General features: G+C 39.3%; 17 protein-coding genes. All 17 read right to left on the bottom strand.

Annotated features, from left to right (window positions below):
- Window positions 1–5: 5 nt before the first annotated feature.
- The 17 genes from FFM74_RS01050 to FFM74_RS00970 all read right to left on the bottom strand — a co-directional run bounded on the left by FFM74_RS01050 (window position 6) and on the right by FFM74_RS00970 (window position 20,307).
- Window positions 6–2,372 carry an endonuclease MutS2 gene (locus FFM74_RS01050; protein WP_137624803.1) on the bottom strand — a complete coding sequence of 789 codons (2,367 nt, stop codon included), beginning with the start codon at window positions 2,370–2,372 and terminating at the stop codon, window positions 6–8.
- A 52-nt stretch (window positions 2,373–2,424) separates the two neighbouring features.
- Entirely contained in the window at window positions 2,425–2,676 is a 252-nt protein-coding gene (zapA, locus tag FFM74_RS01045) for a cell division protein ZapA (RefSeq protein ID WP_137624802.1), read from the bottom strand.
- 75 nt (window positions 2,677–2,751) lie between these two features.
- Window positions 2,752–4,311 (bottom strand): lipopolysaccharide biosynthesis protein, encoded by a 1,560-nt coding sequence (locus FFM74_RS01040; protein ID WP_137624801.1) that lies wholly within the window; start codon window positions 4,309–4,311, stop codon window positions 2,752–2,754.
- A gap of 127 nt (window positions 4,312–4,438) precedes the next feature.
- Complete coding sequence (locus tag FFM74_RS01035; protein WP_137624800.1) at window positions 4,439–5,158, bottom strand: glycosyltransferase family 32 protein; 720 nt, start codon at window positions 5,156–5,158, stop codon at window positions 4,439–4,441.
- 12 nt (window positions 5,159–5,170) lie between these two features.
- Complete coding sequence (locus FFM74_RS01030) at window positions 5,171–6,304, bottom strand: EpsG family protein (protein WP_137624799.1); 1,134 nt, start codon at window positions 6,302–6,304, stop codon at window positions 5,171–5,173.
- A 24-nt stretch (window positions 6,305–6,328) separates the two neighbouring features.
- Window positions 6,329–7,132 carry a glycosyltransferase family 2 protein gene (locus FFM74_RS01025; RefSeq protein ID WP_171000612.1) on the bottom strand — a complete coding sequence of 268 codons (804 nt, stop codon included), beginning with the start codon at window positions 7,130–7,132 and terminating at the stop codon, window positions 6,329–6,331.
- A complete protein-coding gene (locus FFM74_RS01020; RefSeq protein WP_137624797.1) occupies window positions 7,092–8,222 on the bottom strand; it encodes a glycosyltransferase in 1,131 nt (376 codons plus the stop codon). Before FFM74_RS01020 ends, FFM74_RS01025 begins: the two co-directional genes overlap by 41 nt.
- A gap of 98 nt (window positions 8,223–8,320) precedes the next feature.
- Window positions 8,321–8,995 carry a YveK family protein gene (locus tag FFM74_RS01015; protein ID WP_137624796.1) on the bottom strand — a complete coding sequence of 225 codons (675 nt, stop codon included), beginning with the start codon at window positions 8,993–8,995 and terminating at the stop codon, window positions 8,321–8,323.
- Window positions 8,996–9,831: 836 nt separating this feature from the next.
- On the bottom strand, window positions 9,832–11,232 hold the full coding sequence (locus tag FFM74_RS01010; RefSeq protein WP_137624795.1) for a lipopolysaccharide biosynthesis protein: 1,401 nt from the start codon (window positions 11,230–11,232) through the stop codon (window positions 9,832–9,834).
- Window positions 11,233–11,282: 50 nt separating this feature from the next.
- Entirely contained in the window at window positions 11,283–11,816 is a 534-nt protein-coding gene (locus tag FFM74_RS01005; protein ID WP_137624794.1) for a serine acetyltransferase, read from the bottom strand.
- Window positions 11,817–13,557: 1,741 nt separating this feature from the next.
- Window positions 13,558–14,685: a glycosyltransferase gene (locus FFM74_RS01000; RefSeq protein WP_137624793.1), complete on the bottom strand. Its 1,128-nt coding sequence runs from the start codon at window positions 14,683–14,685 to the stop codon at window positions 13,558–13,560.
- Window positions 14,686–14,711: 26 nt separating this feature from the next.
- Window positions 14,712–15,809: a glycosyltransferase family 4 protein gene (locus tag FFM74_RS00995; RefSeq protein WP_171000611.1), complete on the bottom strand. Its 1,098-nt coding sequence runs from the start codon at window positions 15,807–15,809 to the stop codon at window positions 14,712–14,714.
- A 26-nt stretch (window positions 15,810–15,835) separates the two neighbouring features.
- Window positions 15,836–16,750: a glycosyltransferase family 2 protein gene (locus FFM74_RS00990; protein WP_137624791.1), complete on the bottom strand. Its 915-nt coding sequence runs from the start codon at window positions 16,748–16,750 to the stop codon at window positions 15,836–15,838.
- Complete coding sequence (locus FFM74_RS00985) at window positions 16,747–17,844, bottom strand: EpsG family protein (protein ID WP_137624790.1); 1,098 nt, start codon at window positions 17,842–17,844, stop codon at window positions 16,747–16,749. The genes FFM74_RS00990 and FFM74_RS00985 overlap by 4 nt, the downstream gene beginning before the upstream one ends.
- The gene (locus tag FFM74_RS00980; protein ID WP_137624789.1) at window positions 17,845–18,684 is read right to left on the bottom strand and encodes a glycosyltransferase; all 840 of its coding nucleotides are present in this window, start codon (window positions 18,682–18,684) and stop codon (window positions 17,845–17,847) included.
- Entirely contained in the window at window positions 18,681–19,382 is a 702-nt protein-coding gene (locus FFM74_RS00975) for a sugar transferase (protein ID WP_137624788.1), read from the bottom strand. The genes FFM74_RS00980 and FFM74_RS00975 overlap by 4 nt, the downstream gene beginning before the upstream one ends.
- Window positions 19,369–20,307 (bottom strand): NAD-dependent epimerase/dehydratase family protein, encoded by a 939-nt coding sequence (locus tag FFM74_RS00970; protein WP_137624787.1) that lies wholly within the window; start codon window positions 20,305–20,307, stop codon window positions 19,369–19,371. Before FFM74_RS00970 ends, FFM74_RS00975 begins: the two co-directional genes overlap by 14 nt.
- Between the last annotated feature and the right edge of the window lies 1 nt (window position 20,308).

Genomic DNA, 20,308 nt, shown 5'->3' with positions numbered 1-20,308 from the left:
AAAAACTATTTAAAACTCACTTCGGTTGCACCGTTACCGCCATGGTTAGGCGCAGCAAAGTGGAACGACTTCACTTGACGATTCGTCTTCAAATAGTCCGTAATCCCCTCACGTAAAGCCCCAGTTCCCTTACCATGCACGATGGTTACCGCTGGATAACCGGCTAAGAGCGCAGCATCAATGTAGCGATCCACTTGCGTCATCGCGTCTTCATACCGCACGCCACGTAAGTCCAAATTCGGTGACACATGACTGGCGTTCGCAGATTGAATCGTTGCTCGGGCCCGTTTCGGTTCTGCCTCGGCTGTCACCTTTTCCATGTCGGCTTCCTGAATCTTCATCTTCAAAATGCCAAGTTGTACTTCCCACTCATGCTGGCCCATCTTCTGGACGAGCACCCCACGTTGACCATAGGACTTCACTAAGACGTCATCGCCCTTGTGGAAGTCTTGTTTCGCCTTTTCGTGCCGCAAGATGCGGTTCTTTTTCAACTTAGGTTGTTGCTCCAGTGCGTTCAAAGCACCCTTCGCGTCAATTAATTCGTTTTCTTTAATATTAGTCGTACCACTCGCCAGTTGCTTCTTGCGCAAATCACTAATAATCGCGTCGGCCTTAGTCTTGCTCTTTTCAACAATCTCGTTCGCTTGAACCTTGGCGTCTTCAATCAATTGATCCTTGCGCTGTTGGTAAGCATTAAATTCACTCTTCAACTGTTTGTGAAGCTGATCCGCGTCAGTGAGGTCAGTTGCTAGTTGCAACTGTTCATCTTCAACCTGTTTGCGCTTGGCAACTAAATCAGCAATCATCGCATTCAAATCTTGGCTATCGCTGTCCGTTAATGAGCGTGCCTGGTCAACAATCGTTTTTGGAATGCCCAAGCGTTGGGCAATATCCAAGGCGTTACTACGACCAGGAATCCCGACGAGTAAGCGATAGGTCGGTTTCAACGTCGCCTCATCGAACTCCATACTAGCATTAATCGTATCTGGCCGATTAAACCCGTATGCCTTCAATTCTGGATAATGGGTCGTCGCAACCACTTGCGTATTTTTAGCACCAATGGCATCCAAAATAGCAATCGCTAAGGCTGCCCCTTCTTGCGGATCGGTCCCGGCCCCTAATTCATCGACTAGGACTAAACTGCGGTCATTGATTTGTGCCAAAAAGCTTTCAATATTTTCCATATGTGACGAGAAGGTACTTAGGTTTTGTTCAATTGATTGTTCATCACCAATATCCGCAAATATCTCGTCATAAATCCCAATACGACTGCCTTCATCGACCGGAATGAATAAGCCAGATTGCCCCATTAATTGTAACAATCCCAGCGTTTTCAGCGTAATGGTCTTCCCACCGGTGTTCGGTCCAGTAATCACAATTGCTTGGTAGTCAGTCCCTAACGTAATATCGTTAGCGACAACCTTTTTTTGATCAATTAAAGGATGCCGAGCTTGTCGCAAATAAACCTCATTTTTAACTGACACGGTTGGTTCGGTCGCCTTCATGTCATGCGCATATCGCGCCTTGGCATTGATAAAGTCAAAATGGCCCAGAATCGCCGCATTTTGCAAAATTTCATCTTGATACGGTGAAATCAAGTTTGAGAGTTCTTCCAAGATTCGTTGTTCTTCTTGTTTCTCTGCCACTTGATTTTGCCGCAAGCGATCATTTAATGCCATGACTGCCTGTGGTTCAATAAATAACGTTTGGCCACTGGCACTCTGATCGTGAACAATCCCACCAAAACGGCTCCGATTCTCGGCTTTAACCGGAATGACATAACGATCATTTCGAATCGTAATAATCGGATCACTCAAATACTTGGCATCTTTTCCGCGAGTGTAATGTTCCATCTTCGCGCGAATTTCGCCCTCAGTTTTGCTGATGTGACTGCGGATACTGCTCAATTCTGGTGAAGCCTCATCCGTGATGTGGCCGTCGCCTTCAATGGCGGTCGCTAAGCGTTTCGTCACTTCTGGCAAGGTGACGAGTTCTTGGACTTCATCAAATAAGTGGCGAATCCCATTTTCTGGTGAATCCGCTAAGAGGTCGTCAAAGAAACGTGTGATGGCCCGCGTGGTTTTCAACACCCGACCAACTTGGCCCAATTCACTCCCATTCAGCGTGGCACCAATGGCCAAACGCTTCATGTGTGGGGCAATATCGGCTAAACGGGCAATTGGGATGCCGCCTTTTAGCCGATAAACCTCGGCACCATCGTTAGTTTCATCCAATGCAACCTGAACGCGATCAAGGTCACTCATTGGTTGTAATTCTGCGAGTTCTTTTTGACCCGCCGCCGACACTAAATACGGCGTTAATTGTTGTTTAACTTGTTGATACTCTAAGGTAGTGAGTACTTTGGAATTCAACGGTATCCCTCCTTGGATTGACTCATCTCAAACGCAAAAAAAGATGATGCAGCTATTCTTTTGCATCATCTGGTTGCATCTTCAATAATTCTGCTTGTTTATCCACTTGATCTGAAATCGCGTTAAAAGCGAGTAACGTCGCAATCGCTTGATCAGACAGATCTGGGGCTAATTTCTTTAATTGTGCAATTTGTTCGTTCATCATCCGCGTCACCGTTTGCATGTGACGGTCGGATGCGCTGCCGATGATCGTATACTCGTGACCATCAATTTCCGCTTTAAAGCGGCGCTTGCTTGTCGCCATCTTAACCCAGCTCCCTTGTGTTCAGTAACATGATTTATTTTAGCATGATTGCTGGGTTTATGCGACTTTTAAGGGCTAAGCGGCTTGAAAAACTCGTTTGACCGCTTTAATCAGCAAACCTTTAAAATACTGAAACGCTGGACTTCGACAAGTCATGGCCACAAAAAGGCCCCCAATGACAACTTCTAGTCCCAATGTCAGCCCAGCCAACTGGGCAATGGTGACAGTCCCAACTTTAGTCGACAACCAACTCATCACGCCAATCACGACCACAATCAAGCCTTCATATTTCAAATACGCAACCAAGTACTGTCGCAACGGTCCCAGTGTCCCCACGCGGAACAGGAGTGCCGGCTCCCAAACGAGATTAATCAACACATGACTGACCAGCGTGCCCAGGACCACGCCTAAGATGCCATATTGACCAACCAATAGCAGCGATAAGCCAATATTGACACCAGCTTCAACAATCGCCTTCCAGCGCAACGCCCAAAAACAACCTAACCCCGAAATAAAGCTTGTCACAACATATCGTGACTGGCTCAGTGAATAATTCAATACAATGAGCATGGTCACTAATGTCGCCAAGCGGTACTCCGGTCCAGCCCAGATGACAATAAACCGACTCATGGCAAAACTTAAGCCCACCGACACCATCAAATTAACGCCAGTGTTCAAATATAATAAGCGATAAAAGATGCGTTGTTGATGCTGAGGGGTGGCCGTCGCATGTAAATGACCAATGCTGCTCACGACCGAGCCCATCACCTGAGCAAAAATGGCACTGATACTTTGCACAATCAACAGATAGTTGGCATATTTTGCCACTGCGGTTAACCCAACCCACATCGCCAATACGAGATTATCCGTGCTAAAAATCACAACTGCGCCAATTTTATTGGCAATCGCCCCCACGATCGTTTGGCGAATTTCATGTCGCCTTGCAGCAGCCAATTTAGGGTGCTCCTGATCCGCAACCAGTAAAAAAATCTCTGGATGCCGTTTTCGTGCCATGCGCGATAATCGCCAATTACTGCAAATTGCCATAACCAACTGAATGACTAAAAAGCCTAAAAATGACTGCCACTGCACTAAGATAATAATTTGAGCAACTTGCTGAATCACTTTAAAGCCAAAGTCATTGCGTACCGTCAAATAGTCTTGCTGCATGGCCATTAACAGTGAGCGCTGATGGGCACTAAAATAAGTTGCCAAGGTCATCAGCAAATAACCTAAAAACCATAAGGCTAATTGTCCTGGCTTAAAAGACGTGTCTTTAATTAGTAATGGCAATAGCGGTGCAATCGCAAGGCCAGTACCGGCCATCACCAAAATAATCACGCGGTAAAGTCGTTGGTAAAACGCCATTAAGGCTTGCACCACCGTAACTTGCCCACGCGCAATTGGTTGGTATAACCCAACTGTAATCGCCGTTCCGATTCCCAAATCAGCAAAACTTAAAAAGCTGACCAAATTTGTAAAAAGGCCATTTAAGCCAAGATAATCTTCAGACAAACTTCGAATAAATGCCGTTTGAACCCCAAACTTCAAGACCAACCCAATCAGTTGCGTCACCATGGTTGTGACAGCATTTCTTGAGGCCGCTCGCAGTCGGTTCAGCCCTTTTTCTCCCACGCTTTAATCACCCACTTCATTGCGATGTGCTAAATCAGATCACTGTCATCATTAGATCTTGTGACACACAAGTTAAGAATTACTTGTATGCCCCAGTATGTGTCTAACATCGGGTTGAACAGCCCGGTTAAAAATACGGAATCTTTAACTGTTTCAATCTTTTCAAATAAGTCTCAACTCGCCGACGCCCCAACAATCGACTGCCCAACCGTCCTAGTAAAATATGCCAACGTCGCCGTATTGAAACTGGACGATAATGATGAATCGAAATCGTCTCAGGAGTCACTCGAGCCTTCGTTGTCCCATATTTCAAGGGACAAAAATACATAGTCGGATAAATTTGTACGCCATTGATCAATTGCAGCTGATTACGTGGTTTAAATCCGAGTTGACGGAAATAGGCGGTCGTGATTGCCACACAATTTTGCGTCGGTCGGGTCGTCGCAGCTTCATAACGCGCTGCCAGTGCGGTGATATTAGGCTCATGTTTCGTTGCGCCGAAAATTAACCCACTCGCAATGGCATCGAAATCTTCCAAGCCTAGAAATGCTTGATTTTTAAGTAACGGTGTCAGTGATCGCAACAGCTCGACATCCACATCCAAGTAGATACCACCAACTTCTCGTAACGCATATAAGCGAACATAATCGCTGACCAAATCAAATCGCTTGGCCGCATAGGCTTCTCGGGTAGCCGCGAGTTGCTGACAATCAAATCGTTGTTCATCCCAACGTCTAATTTCAAAGTCTGGGGCATAACGCCGCCAAGTTACCAAATGTCGCGCCACAAATTCTGGCTCGGGTTCACCGCCAAACCAGCAGTAGTGAATAATTTTTGGAATCGTCATGTCACACCTCGTTTACGGCCAAAACCGATATGGGAGCACTTCAGCAATATTTTTACTCAATTGGATCGTCATCGGCACTAACGTGACCAAAAACAGGCCCAAGTTTGCCATGGGGATCGTGACGATTGGCTTAAACCGTGGCCTTGCGAGCACTGTCAAACCTGTCGTTAGGACTAATGGCAAGTAGACCACCATGTTGATCGTAAAATACATCAGCAACCGAGTAACCAAAACATTTTGGGCGAATAATAACCCAGCCGTAACAGCTAAAGTCATTAAAATGGTCAAATAACGCAATTTGGCATGTGCAACTGGCGTTAACCGTGGCAATAAGCGCCATCCCACCCCAACAAAAACTAAGTAAAACAAATTCATTAATAAGGTGCCACCATTGCTCTGCGTGCTAATCGTTTCAATCCCGGTAGTGGAAATCTCACCACTCACATTATAAATACCATAACGGGGAAACAGCGTTGTGAACCAACTGACTAGCTGTGCTAAAGAAAGCTTGCCTGCTACAACAACTAGCAACGCCAGGCCTAAGCGTTTACGGGTCCAATTGATTCGGTAAACCACATACGCCAGACCACCAATGATTGCTGTACTGTGAATCAGGATGGCTGCCAAGTAAAGCGGCCAAAATTTTTTGGGCTGATTTTTTAGTAAATAACTCGTTGCCAAAAACAGTAACCCAATCGCAATAAATTGACGGCTAATATTCAGACTATAAAAATAAAAATATAGGCTGACCAATAATAAGCTTGGCAAAAAAATCAGCGATGAATAAGTCAAAATGGCTCGTTGCATGATCAAAGCGATCACCAGCGCATTCGCCATAATAATAGTTTGACCAACTGGTGCAAGTTGAAATAAGCCGATATTCCACAAGTCATATAGTGGATACTTGCTCGTCATAATCGTTGACCACCCCATCGCCTGCTGATGCCCGATGTGGTCAAAAATTTCAACATACAGGCGGGTATCGGCGCCAACCGTAATATCCCGTAAACCGGCTAAGCCACCAAAAATCACAATGAATGGCAAGGTTAATGGCCACCTCGCCTTGAAGCCAATCGTATTTCTCACAATCGTCATTAATAAGTACAGGCCAACATAGCTCGCGATGGCAACAAAATAGCTTTGCACATTTTCCTCCAATTCTGTTCAGGCTTAACCGCTGATTCGATAAATAAACCGATGGTAATGGCGAATCAACCGTTGTGGTACGACACATTTCAGTAATTCAATGACTTGAAAAACACCGTAAAACCAAGGAATATCCATGGCCGGTCGCCAATGCGTCATACAACGAACTAGTCGTAAGCGGCGCCAATTATCGCGTTTACGAAAAGCCGCTTGATCTTCACGGTAATCTAAGTATGCGCCAGTCAAATTGAGCCCAACGAATCCTGCGGCATAACAACGACACCAAAAGTCGTAGTCTTCGATTCGCAAATGTTTGACGGCAGTGCTGTAGCCATCGAGTTGATCATAGATTTCACGTCTGAACATGACGCTCGGATGGGCAAAGAGCTGTCCGCGCCAAATATCGCGCGTCGTGGGACTCGGTTTAACCTCTCGACGGCCATAGACCCCTTGATCATCGAATAACCGAATACTCGTGCCAACAATAGCGACCTGTTCCTGTCGATTTAATGCCGCAACTTGTTGTACTAACCGGTCTGGATGCGCCCAATCATCATCATCCATTCTGGCAATGTATGTGCCCTGACACTGTGCCAGTCCTTGATTCAAGGCAGAAGCTAACCCCGGCTGCCCGATATTAGTCAAAACACGTATCCGGTCATCTTGCTGCGCAAACGAGTCACAAATACTAGCGGTCCGATCAGTTGAATAATCGTTACAGATGATCAGCTCAAAATTCGTGAACGATTGCCACCGAATCGACTCGATCGCGGCTGCCAACGTTTTCTCACCATTCTTGGTGGCCATCAACACTGAAACTTTGACCATGTTTGGCACTCCCATCTCGATATAACTCGACCAACTGCTGATTCATCTGACTAAAATTATATTTATGTTGTTGAATTTTCGCTCCGGCACGTCCCATCTTCTGAATGGCGCCTTGGCTCATTTGACTAAATTTTTCCAAGGCGCTATTTAAATCTTGCGCTGAATTGGTTTTAAACCGTAAGCCGTTGTATCCATCGATCACAATTTCCGCCAAACCACCTGCATCTGAAGCAATCACCATCTTCTGATTTTTCATTGCTTCCAGCGCCACTAAGCCAAAGCCTTCCCAACGTGAGGGAATAATCACGGCGTCGCAGTGTTGCATGTAGGCGTCAATATACTGATGGTCAATCCAACCTAAGAATGGGACTGATTGCTGCTTGAATTCAGCATTGATGTCCCCTAGAACTGACTCGCCAATCACAACCAGTTCAATTCCTAAATTTTTGAAATTAACTGATTGAAGTAAAAAATCGAGTCCTTTTGCTTTATCAAATCTGCCCACAAAGAGTACTTTTTTCTTCGTGATGGTGGCAAACGGATTTGTGACTGCACTCGTCGACAGCTCGTTTGGAATCGTATTATAAATCAGCTGCATCTTCTTAGCGGGTAGACCATGATGTAGTGCCTGCCGTGATTCGCTTTCTGAAATATTAATAATTTTTGTCGTTTTTAACGCACAAACACATTCAACCAAGCGATAACATTGCTTTTTCAAACGTCCCTGACCTTGTTGAATAAAGCTCCAACCGTGGGCACAATAGATGACCTGATAACGACATGGTTTCAAAAAATATGTCAATCGAATCAAGCCAGCAAAACTGCTGTGAAAATGAACCACGTCCGCTTCTAAGCTGTCGATCACTTTTCGAACTGCCAATAATTTGTAAAGTCCACCAAGCGATCGAACGTAATCAAACGTGACACAACGCACTTTGGGTGACTTAAACTCAAACTGCTCCGAATTGACCTTGGCACAAATCAAAATAATTTCATCAATCTGACTGTCCAACATTTGATACGCAATAGCGTTTCTTAAATAAGTTGCAACGCCGCCCGTTGCATACTCCGCCACATGAACGATTCGCATAGCTTCCTCCGTTTATTTTTTTGTCCGAGACCAGCTTATATTAATTTTGACTGTTGTTATCCAGTATTGTACAACCAATGCTTTTCACTTAATCATATTCATTCCCCAGTTATTTCTAACTCACCAACAGTCGTCTGCGCTCTCGTTGCACTCGTAACTGCCACTTTTTGTGCTGCCTTGAGTAATCGAATTGCCCCAATCAGTGCACCGCTACCTAGTCCCAAAAGTAATCCGATCAACAGATTGAGCCCTCTTTGTGGTGACCGTGGCTGAGTAGCTGGAATCGCTGGTGAAATGACCGTCACATTGTTGATCTTCATAATAGACCTGACTTGTGTTTTAAAGTTCTGGGCAATTTGGTTGGCAATCTCAGCACTGTGTGTCGCATCAGCGTTGGTCACCTTGATTGAAAATACTTGTGAGTTTTGCGTACTTGCAATCGTGATTGCTTGGCGTAACTGCGTGAGCGAGGCAATATCAGTTTTTTTGGCTTTCAACTGTTCAAGTACCGGTGCTAAAATCACCTGACTCGTAATTAATTCTTTGTAAGTCGTAATCATCTGAACATCCGCTTGTTGATTGGCATACTGTGCTGCTGCGTCCTTACTGTGCCGGCTGACTAAAATCTGGACATCTGCCTCATAACATGGTGGGATAACTTTGTACGTGATGAATGCCGCCATTGCTAGCCCAATAACCATACAACCTACTAGTAGACGCCAATAGCGCCTGACTAACTTGATAATAAAATTTAAATTCAATATTTGATCCATCGTTCGCTCTCCATTGTTGCCTTGAGGGACTGAGCATGTGTCGACCGGACCGCCGCTTGTAATTTCTCGTTATACTAAACCAAATTTTTTGACAGCCGTCAACAATCAGTCGTTCACAACTGCTATCAATTAGTTAATATTGAATCCAACTACTTAGATTCTGTAAATTTTCAGCTAGGCCCTCAATAAACCACTTTGGTAACTCCGTTAAATAATTGAATGAGACAGTGTGTAATCGCCTTTAAATCGGTCAATGTATCCGCTGCCATTTTTGATTTTATTCGTTTCCACTAGCAATGCGCCATTTGAGCTAGTGGAAATGGTTTAAAAATCATCTTAACGATAATGAAAAAGCCTTGTTGTTAATAACTATTATCATTTCTATATAAGTAACTGTGATTTGACTCATATTTTCAGGTTTCAATTAACAACAAACTTTTTTTAAGGAATTATTTTCCCGGAATTATTTTTAACTATTCAAGGCGATCGGCTATTAGGTACTTACGCCAAACCCAACAGTATAAAGTCATATACGTCATAATGCTGGACTGAATTTTAAAAATATCATGAATTGATTGAAGGGGTAGAAATTTCATTTTCTTCCCTTGATTCACAACAGCACGTTAAAAACGAAAACACTAATAACTACGCGTTGTGCTAATTAATTAGCTAAAACCTCTAAGTCGAAGAAAAGCCACACTTGATACCTCTTACTTTAGGATGTTTGATAAAGAATCTTTTCTTCAAAACGATCACCAACAACAAATATCTTTAAATTGAGGCAACAAGTATTCACGCCAAGGAATGTATTCTATTTTTGTTTTTCATCTCCTTGACTAATATTTTGAAAGTACCCGTAACGTCTTCAAACCTGATTTAACGTCCTGACGTTTACTGAATAAATACACAACCATAACTATGGCATAAATTCCAAATGATATTACCGTCGAGTAATTCCAAGACAATATCATGAACCCTAAGATTACAACATTCTCAAATAACAATTCACGAACAAAAGGGACGCTGATTCGACGAGACAAAATAACTTCTGCCAACACACTCCGAAAACCCATGACTACGGCAATCGAAAAAACAGCTAACGAAATATTATGCATCAAATATACAGTAATGCCAGTTAAACCGATGCTCATTAATAATGTTGTCACATTAATAAGCATAAGCGTTGCTTCCATTCGAAAATTTTTCATGAAGGTATTCGATAATATCTCAAACTTTCCTTGATAAACCATCATTGGCATCAAAACCGATGTAAATTGCATGACATCAGCATATTTAGGTAACCATAGTGGAATAATAATCTTAATCGGGAAATATATTAGTATTGTTATATACAAGAAAGGCATCAATATGTTCCGAATACCCACATACACTTCTTTAGCAACTTGTGTAGTTCGACGAAGCGTTGGAAATAAAACAAGACTAACAGCATTGATAAATACTGTAATAAGATTTGCAATAGATAAAACCAAAGAGATTTTTCCAAAAGTTGCAATCGACCATTTTTGTTGAATTCCAAATCTAATTACTCCAACAATTAGCATTGCTGTAGAATTTGCAATCATCAATTTGAATCCAGAATCAATATTCAGTTTTGCCTCTCTCAAGGCTGCACTGAAATCCAACTTCGAAACCTTCTTTTTAAATAGCTTTTTCAATTGAATAAATCCTGATATTGAGGTTGCCAATTGCGAAATCAAAAAAGCAACAATCATATATCGGTAGTCGACTAAATCGAATAATAAAATAACAAAAATCAAAATCAGGTACACAATAGATTGAACACTTAGATTAATTGCATATCCTCTAAAATCACCAACGGCCTGTAAGATCATGGTTACCCAAGTCCGAATGTTCGCAACGATAATTGAAAAACCAAGTGCAGTGATAATAAAGTGATATGTTTGAGAGAATAGTAACCCGTACACGATGAGCAACATGCCTATACAAATATTAAACAATGCAAATAAAACTGTTTCTGCTTTCAACGATGCCACATCAACATCATTTGCTTGTTGCCCACCACGTCTTAGAAATACGCCATCAGCCCAGCCCAGATGTAACATACTTACATAGTTCTCGTAAAAAATAAACAATTGCCAAAGGCCATATTCATGAACACCAAGAAATTTTGGAACCACTAGGACAATCATAGTTGACACAAATATACTTAATATATTCGATGCAATTGTATAAGAAACATTTTTCAAAAACTTCAAGTTTACACCTCAATAATCTGAAGATCATATATATTCCGATGCTAAATTTTCTAATCACTCATCCATCTATAATTCACAAAACGGCCAGGGTTTTGAAAATTTATCACTCGGGCATAATTACCTACGGCTGTAGCATTCTTTGGTATGTCCTTTGTAACAACACTCCCTGCTCCAATAGTGACATTGTCTCCTATTGTTACATGTTCTACCACACAAACGTTAGGCCCTATATATACATTATTTCCAATTATAGCAGGTGTTTCTGAATTTGAACCAATGGTTGTAAACTGACTCAAATTTACATTATCTCCAATAACAGTTCTACTATTCACAATTATTGGTCCACCATGACCTATATATAAACCGAAACCGATATTAGCGGAGTAATGTATCTGAATTATGTTATGTGTATAATCTAAATGCCATAATATTTTACCAAGCAACCCTTTTAAACCACTGGAATGTCCCCAACGAATCGCGCATTGAAATCTGAATGTTCCATTAAAGACATAAGCGAATATGAAAGTACTCAATTTGGATTTACCATAACATCTGAATAAATCACTCTTAACATATTGATTCAAAGCTTCTCCTCCTAACGTAAAATTATTACACAGAACTTTTATTATATGTCATGTTCAATTGTTCGTTTCAACGACCAATGTCCTCCGTCATACTGTCACGTCCTGATACTAGTGGACAATAAAACCTACTTCACTGCTATTTTCTAAATTCAAGCATTGAAATATTTTACTATTTTCAAAAAATAGAATTATTTTTTAACTGGTCACCAGACATTCATACACTCTCATGTACTCCGGTGTCTGCCAATATTCTATAACTGCAGTAATATGGTATACAGGTCTTTCTTCTAAGTATCTTATTTAAATCGTAGTTAGATTCTAGCTTACTGCGTATACGATATCGATGGATTCGTCACCATATCTTATAGCCGTTTAAAGTATATGAGTGCGAACCAAATGTAAAACATCCTGAACTAAGTACTTGTTTGTAAATTGACTTTTATACACTCTTTGAGAGTAAAAGTCAATTAGCCCTTTTTTCACTCTAGAATTGTCATCTCAAGGCAATTACAACTGCAAATAGTCTCTCATTCCAATATGCCACTATCTATGTCTTCTTTGCAAAAATCTATCTGCTAATAAATCCATTTTCTCGATACAAACTGTATACGTTTTTTCTGAATTGTTTTTGCCCTTTTACATACTGCAGTGCGCTCGTGCTAACAAATTCTTCAAATTTAAAATTGAAATGTCACGCTAAGTAAAATAACTAAATAGACCATGGAGGACTATACTTTAAACATCGACGAATAAAGAAAGAGCCCCCTCCATGACCTGACTAAACATTATAATAACTATACACGGCTCTCTGAAGCTGAAAGAGATGCCATTCAAGCATTTCATGAAAATCATTATTATTCAAAGAAATGCCTAGAAGACTCTATCTGAATAGCTATGGAGTTACACGTGTTACTGTTCGTCGCCTTATCCTGAATTTGCCATATGCTCAGTACTTTGCCGAAACAGTCCGTTCTAATTACCTAGAACATCATAACAACTGTAAATCCCCCAAAATGGATTTTTTCTTCAATACTTTATAAAATATTCGAAACAGACGTTATCAATAGTTATATTCATTTATTTTTACATATTCATTCAGTTTAACCTTACTATCTACTCTGACATTAAGTTAGAGGAAAGCCTTAGGTTTATTATGAATAAGTGATTCGATTGATAAGTGCTTTCCCGTCTCACCATTGACTGTTTATTGCTTACAACTGGTATGAGACTTAATTGAAAAATGAACGGGACGTACAGCTGAACTAACTAACCTTTGTGGTCTTGACAAAACCATTTGAGTCAATTTGAGACATTTTTAAGATTCTTTATTATCAAGCTGAAAACTATCATTGATATATACACTGATAAATTTGGCTCGGTCAACATGGATAATAGCAGTGAACTCTAAAAACTTAAAGTGGTCCAATGTACACAAGTCTTTATTGCCATCTGACGATTCGATAGTAATGGGAGCCAAAGCAGCTAACCATGATTTTATTTCCAGGGGTATACCTATGAAAATTCTCACAGTTACTTACATCGCTTAATTCCAAGTTGTTCTTAACAATCGGCCTAGGAAATCATTAGAATATTTCAACGGAAGTGAATGTTTCCATTTTTTCATATCATTAAAGTTAAAAATGTGTTAGCAGGTATCGCTTCATTCCCCTCATTATCTAATTTTTTCTTAATTTAACAATTCAGGAATTTAATGTTTATTGTTTATTTTGTTATAAAAATGTCATTTCATTAAACGATTAATTGTACTTTCTACTTGTCTAGTTGAATATGCTATGTCAAAGCCAGCTTTAGCAACCTTTTTTTTCTCACTTTGACGACAAATTTTACTCTCAGCTATAACTGTACTAGCCCATTTCTTTGTTCCTTCATCTAGCCCCAAAAATTGAACATTCCCAGTAATATCAGCCTCTCGTGAAATATTATTGGAATACACACAATGTAGTCCTGACGCCTGTGCCTCGACTCCCGAAATCGGTAATCCTTCAAATATAGAGGGTAAAAGAAAAACATCCATCGCCTGCAAATACTCATTAACATTGACCACCTCACCCATAAACTTCACATTTGAAATGATCTTCAGCGATTCAGCTTTTTTCGTAATATCTTTCTCAAGAGGACCCACACCAATAAGAATCAGTATTGCATTAGGTTGAATTTTTACAATTTCCTTGAACACGTCTAATATAAACGTGTGATTCTTAGTTGTTGCGAAACGTCCAACGTGTCCCACAACCATCTGATCTGGCTTTATTCCTAATGCGAGTCTTATTCGACTCCGCACATTCTCGTTAAAATCATAGTCATTAATCTCTAGACCATTTGTAATTAATTTATAGTCACGTTTTTTTGCATGCTTTTCTCCAAACATCCATACAGCTGCCTTATCTGAACAGGCAAATTTCGCACTTGCAATTGAATTAATTACAAATCTCCCAAGTGCGTTCATTACTTTTAAGAAACGGGTTTCATCGTCTTGTGAGGAACTGTGTGAATGTATAATAATTTTTTTCTGACCAGCTAATCTACAAATCAACGGATATGTGAAAACATCCGCAGGCTTATTTAGGTTAAAATAAGCAATATCGTAGTTTTCTTTCACACTTTTGAAAACCCTGAACGCAAAAATTAGTGTGTTGATTTTTTCTGGCAATTTAGTATTAACTTTCATTAAAGCTATTTTATGTCCACCAGCAGCTTCGTATTGATCATCGAAAAAGTCATGGCTCATGTATTTAACTATGAACTGCAAATTATACTTATCCTTATTTATATGTTCATACAGGTTCAAAGAATATTTTTCTTTACCACCACTGCTCAATCCAAAAACCAGATAAAAAATATTTACCATTACTTACTCCTATTGTCGTTACACACCTAGCCATTAATAAAATTGTAATCATTTACCCATTTCTGGTATATTTTTTGATATTTTTCCGCCATAACTAGGTCAGAAAAGTACATATTCCAATATTTTTCACTTCCGGAACACCATTCAATTCTGCCTGCATCAACTGCAAGCAAGATTTTCTGAAGCTCAACTTCATTACCTATTTCAAACAGACGATATAGTTTTGAATCCAATAAATCTACTATCTCTCTATGTGGACCAATGTCACTTAATATCAGATTACAATCAGACGATAATCCTTCTATAATTGCCATAGGTAACCCTTCAGACAAAGAAGCTGAAATCATCCAATGTGCATTTTCAATGTACGTTTGCGGATTAGCAACTTGTCCCGTAAAATGAATCTTACTCGATTGAAACTTATCACTAAGCTTTTCATATAGTGGGCCGCCGCCCACCACAATCAATTCAAGTTGATTTAATCTACTTTCCACTTTTGAAAAATTTCGAACAACGTATTCAGTGTTCTTTCGCGTACTTAGTGTTCCTAAACATAAAAGCTTGATCTTTTGATCTTTCGTTGGAACACCTTTCGAGCTCTTAATCTTATCAGTTCCGTTATGGACTGTTAGCAGACATTTTTTACTTACCTTTAATGAAATTTGAGCTTGTATATAGCTAGAGCAACAAGCTATTTTGGACATTCTTCTCCAATAACTAAATTGCTTTCTTGCCATGCTTTTTCCAATGATATAGCCATATGTAGAAACATAATCTACTTCAGGACTATTATGCGCGGTACTCATTTTCAAACAACTGGATTTACATTCTGCAACTAATTTATCTGCTCTAATACCATGACTGTGAAGAACATCAAATGAATTTGAATCAATGTACTTTTGAAAAGCATCTCTTCCTTTATAAATAAATTCAAGCCTAGAAAGGCTTAAACTTTCCACTGTAACTGGTAATGAAGAAAATTTTTTCCATTCACTCCCATTAGTCTCTGGAGAAAGCGTGAGTATCCTAATATCGTTTACTTTACTCAGTCTTTTACATAGCGAATATAATACATTTACCGGGCCGGAGTTTTTTAAAGTTGATATAACATACAAAATTTTCAAGCGCATCTCTCCTATACATTTTCAATTTAACTCACTTTAAACCGACTTTTCATTACCCGATAAACAAAGTAACTTGGAAGTATAAGCAACATCGAAAATAGCTTATTTGGTGCTTTTCTAAATATAGAAACAATACTAACATTATTTCTAAACGAGAAAATCATATACACTACGATAAACTTTAACTTCCAATATATGGGCGTTTTTAGCGATAACCTTTTTTCAGCAAGTTTCATGGTCCCAATAGGATTATCCCACATTATCCGCTTCGAATTAAATGTCAATCCATCCTCATCGTACCTTGACGTGTATATACCTTGTTGAATAAAAATTGCATCATACACTTTACCGATATCAATCCAAACATAATCTTCTGAAAGAAACTTTTCGTCTTTAAATCTCGGAAAAACATGCTTTCTTAAAACACTCGTTTTAAATGTTTCAGCATAATCACCCATCAATCCATTACCATACCGATATTCTACCAAATTCGCACGTACATTATCGTGTGGCACCTTTCGCAGCGGACTACCATCACTGGAGAAACGTTCAAACACAATTACGCCTAATTGCTGATCACTAACTCGGCCTGAAATTTCCCATTGCTGCAGTACTCTACTGATCATTTCCGGATAAGCAACTTCATCTGAATCAACAATAATTGTAATTTCTCCATTTGCCATTTGTATGCCATAATTCAATGCGATATGTTTTCCAGAATTTTGCTGTAAATATTTAATTCTCCTTTTAAAATTACAACTTGATTCCTCTATTATTTTCAACCCTTCATACGTATCATCATTGCTTTTATCATCCACAATAATCCACTCAAAGTTTTTATTTGTTTGTTTTTCTAAGCTTTCAAATAGCCGAAGCATTTTAGCTTTTCTATTATAGACAGTAGTAATAATAGAAACAATCAAACTATCTCCACCTTTCACCCAAAAATTGAATGATACGGAATGAAAAATTGCACCCCTGCATGTACAAAGAACAAATACCAAACTGCTACAGAAAATACACTGAAAGCAATTATTTGTGTCACACCTTTGAACATTCTCTGAAAAATCAATGGAACAACTATTATTTCAAATGTATTTAAAACAGTAGATACACGCCCGGCAGCAGTTGGAAGCGTGTTAAATAGCAGTAATATAAGCGTACCAATTAAGTACACAACTATAATTTTTTGCACGTTCTCGATAGACGCTGTAACTCCTACAACTTTTTGCTCCGCGTTCTGAATATTATGTTGGAAGAAGAGATATAAACATAATATTCCAATGGATAACTGAAACCAAATCACTGAATTTGCAAGTCCAGAGCCGCCATCTGTAAATGCAGCATTTGTCAAGTAATCTGAATATGAATCAAATACACTGACATGGTTTTGTAAAAATGAACCTGCGAATTCTGATAAAATAGCAGTAAATATGGCAACAATTGGAAAACTAACTATGTTTACTCTCTTTTTAAATACTTTCATTACTACATATGCCACAAAAAAAACCAGCGCAACTTTTTGGAATAAACTCGCAATTAAAATTACAATTACAAAATACCCAAAATGGTGCTTCAGAAGTAAGAAAAACGCCAGTAAACATATAACAGCAGCAAGTGATGCGCGTATCTGACCAAAATCCCGAGTAAAATAAAATCTTGAAAAATAATATAAGAGTGCCATTGATCCTAACTGTGGATCCTTAAGAAGTATCAAGAAGACTATAAGCAGTCCGAAAGTAATTAAGCAAAAAAAGATTAGGAATCCATTAAAGCTCAGTGATAGCTGCACTGCTATCCAATTTAATATTAAATACCCAATTTCAAAGTGTCCGATTGATGATAGAGCAATACCATTCTGTATTTCCGCATATACATTTTGATAGCTAAAAAAATCAAAACCAACCTGTACACGCATTCCAGCAAATAAAGCTAATATAATCCCAACTAGAATTACTGGAATATTAGACTTTAAGCTCCAACTCAGAATACTCAAAAATACAACAACCGCACAAACTGAAAGATATACTGACATCTAAACTCTTCCCCTTCTCAGCAAATTATTATAAATAATTTGCCTTAGCCAAGCTGGACTGATCCCTACAGCAGTCGCAGATATTACTGCCACACAGAAACTCCGCTTATCAATTAAACCTTCCTTAAGAAAATATAATCGTGCGTGGTAATTCTGTTTAATATACTTCAATCCACCACGTCGCTTCTGTAGAGAAACAATCCTTGCAGCAACCAATGGAGTTGAAATATTTGCAATAGCTGCGCTATCTTCTTGCAGTGCTCTTAGCCATAAATCATAATCTTCAAATCCTGGCACTTCACGATAACCACCAATTTTCTGCACAAAATACTTTTTAAACATTACGGTCATATGGTTTAGAGGATTTCTTTTCTTGGAAAATTCTTTAATTTGACCTGGATCAGTTGGAACCACACGGTAGTCAATTACATTCTCCCAATTGGTATTAAATTCTTGTATAACGCTACCAACTATCTTCACAGAATGATGTGTAGCAAAAAACGCCGTTTGTAGCTCTAATCTGTTCGGAAGTGCATGGTCATCACTATCCATACGAGCCACTAACGGTGCCTTACAATACTGTATACCTTTATTTAAAGCATATCCGAGACTTCTCACAGTATTAATTGAAACAACAGTTACTTCAAAATCATCACTATACCTATCGACAAAATTTCTAAGTGTTATTTCCAAAGATTCTGTAAGTGGGCCATCTTTGACCACCACTATCTGTAGTGGTAGTTGTGTCTGATCGGCAATGCTTTCCAACGCCTCTTGAAAAAAAAGTGCCTTTTCTTTATAATACACAGAAATTAATACCGACACATCCAGTCCACTCATCTTGCACCATCTCCGGTACAAACCACCCTAACAGTCCCACATAACATTTTTATATCAAACCAAAGCGAGTAATGCTCAATATAATAATTATCTAACTGACACTTTTTATCAGGGGTTATATCGTAACCCCCATTGATTTGAGCATAACCAGTTATACCAGGAATGATGCGCAACCGTTTCGGAAAATCGTTAAATTCTTTTGTGAACTCTTCCGTTAAAATTGGACGTTCAGGTCGTGGCCCGACTAAACTCATATCACCTTTTAACACATTCCATAATTGTGGTAATTCATCAATACGTGTTTTTCTCATGAAACGACCCACCGGTGTTATTCTAGAATCATTTTTTTGCGCCCAAACCGCACCAGTTTTAGCTTCCGCATCTTGATACATAGAACGTAACTTGATAACCATAAAAGATTTCCCCATAAGTCCTACTCGCTCCTGTTTATAAAAAGCAGGGCCATCCGATGTGGCTTTAATAATTAATACAAAAACTACGATAAAGGGAATGCTTAATATCGTTCCCAATAGCCCAACAAAAAGATCGAAAATACGCTTAATGATCAGTTCGGGACCCGTAACGGGTTTGCCAATCTTACTAGTAAAAACATATTGTGGTTTACTACTTGCCCCATTTTTAACCAGTTTACCATTCACATCTGAAAAATCTGATTTGTTAAACTCAACTTGCCTCATGTTGTACCCCCTCCCAGTACTTTGTCAGACCTCTTTCCATCGACCAATTTGTTGAGTAGCCTAACCCAATTAACCTACTAATATTTGCAACAGAACGCTCAACTTCCCCTGTACGTCCTTTCGCAAAATCAATCGTAAGCTTTCGCCCAGCTACTTTCTCATATGTTTGAATAATATTATTTAAAGTTGACTCATAACCATTTGCTATATTGAAAACTTGATGACGCGCATTTTGAACCGTAATTAACCATAATGCTTGGATAACGTCTTCAATATAGACAAAATCACGAGTTTGTGAACCATCACCGTACAATGTAAACGTCTTGTCATTTTCCAAACAATCCGTTAAAATCGACAACACACCAGAATATGGCGAACTAGGATTCTGGCCAGGACCGTATACATTAAAGAAACGAACGCATACAGTTGGCAAGTCATACAACTCACCATAAGCCAGCACGTACCGCTCAGTGGCATACTTGTCGATAGCATATGGTGACAATGGATCAACTCTGGAATTCTCTTTCTTTGGTAATTCAGGTAAATTGCCATATACCGCGGCTGATGACGTGAATAGAAATTGCTTCAACGGTAATTTTTCCGTACGTATATATTCCAGTGTATTCAACACTGCACTATGATTAATTTCATGTGTCTCACTTGGACGTTCAATTGAGTCAGCAACACTTGCAACTGCTGCCAAAAAATAGATATAATCAAACTTTTCTTTCTGCAAAAGTTCTTGCATGAACTTTTCATTACAAACATCTTCAATATGAATAGTCACAGAATCACGACTTTTTATATTATCTACACTGCCCATTGATAGATCATCTACAACGACAACATCAACACCCTGCTCAACTAATTTATCTACTAAGTGTGAGCCAATAAATCCTGCACCGCCTGTTACTAACGCTTTCAAT

Origin of the sequence: Lactiplantibacillus pingfangensis, from assembly GCF_005404945.1 — a bacterium.
Taxonomy (GTDB): domain Bacteria; phylum Bacillota; class Bacilli; order Lactobacillales; family Lactobacillaceae; genus Lactiplantibacillus; species Lactiplantibacillus pingfangensis.
This window is presented reverse-complemented; position numbering and strand designations above follow the sequence as displayed.

What these genes read in the sequence shown, in the direction of transcription:
- zapA (WP_137624802.1), bottom strand. Translation starts at nt 2,676, where the DNA reads ATGGCGACAAGCAAGCGCCGCTTTAAAGCGGAAATTGATGGTCACGAG.
- FFM74_RS01015 (WP_137624796.1), bottom strand. Translation starts at nt 8,995, where the DNA reads ATGGATCAAATATTGAATTTAAATTTTATTATCAAGTTAGTCAGGCGC.
- FFM74_RS01025 (WP_171000612.1), bottom strand. Translation starts at nt 7,132, where the DNA reads ATGGTCAAAGTTTCAGTGTTGATGGCCACCAAGAATGGTGAGAAAACG.
- FFM74_RS01000 (WP_137624793.1), bottom strand. Translation starts at nt 14,685, where the DNA reads ATGGTAAATATTTTTTATCTGGTTTTTGGATTGAGCAGTGGTGGTAAA.
- FFM74_RS00985 (WP_137624790.1), bottom strand. Translation starts at nt 17,844, where the DNA reads ATGTCAGTATATCTTTCAGTTTGTGCGGTTGTTGTATTTTTGAGTATT.
- FFM74_RS00975 (WP_137624788.1), bottom strand. Translation starts at nt 19,382, where the DNA reads ATGAGGCAAGTTGAGTTTAACAAATCAGATTTTTCAGATGTGAATGGT.
- FFM74_RS00980 (WP_137624789.1), bottom strand. Translation starts at nt 18,684, where the DNA reads ATGAGTGGACTGGATGTGTCGGTATTAATTTCTGTGTATTATAAAGAA.
- FFM74_RS01035 (WP_137624800.1), bottom strand. Translation starts at nt 5,158, where the DNA reads ATGACGATTCCAAAAATTATTCACTACTGCTGGTTTGGCGGTGAACCC.
- FFM74_RS01020 (WP_137624797.1), bottom strand. Translation starts at nt 8,222, where the DNA reads ATGCGAATCGTTCATGTGGCGGAGTATGCAACGGGCGGCGTTGCAACT.